The following is a 420-nucleotide window of genomic DNA, read 5'->3' on the forward strand; positions in this document are numbered from 1 at the left end:
CTGCACCTTGCGACCGTCAGTTGTTGCCCCTTCAACACAAAGGCGCACCGGCTTGGATTTTGTTGTCATTGCTCAGGCTCCGGCAATTGAGTGTGTATATGATCGTAAAAAAGATGAGCCTATGTTTTCAGGGATGGGGGATAAGAAACAATGATTTGCCATTGTGTGGGAAATGGCACAATGCGGAGGCAAGGCGATAATTCGTGTGAGTCATTAATCTGGCGGCATGAATACATTACACGATTTTGACCCACGAAAAAGAGCCATGCACCTGTACTTCAAAGGGTACAGGATTGCGCGTATTGCCGAAGCGCTCAACGAAAAGTCCGCCACAATTCACAGTTGGAAGCGACGTGATAAATGGGATGAGATCACCCCCGTTGAACGCGTAGAAATGACGCTTGAAATGCGACTTTGTAC

Annotated in this window: 1 protein-coding gene; it reads left to right on the forward strand. The window is 47.6% G+C overall.

Annotation, left to right across the window (positions count from 1 at the left end; translation table 11 throughout):
- Positions 1 to 265 precede the first annotated feature (265 nt).
- The coding region (locus tag PROVRUST_RS19495; RefSeq protein ID WP_419177178.1) for a terminase gpP N-terminus-related DNA-binding protein at positions 266 to 420 on the forward strand (155 nt) is incomplete at its 3' end.

The organism is Providencia rustigianii DSM 4541 (genome assembly GCF_000156395.1).
GTDB lineage: Bacteria > Pseudomonadota > Gammaproteobacteria > Enterobacterales > Enterobacteriaceae > Providencia > Providencia rustigianii.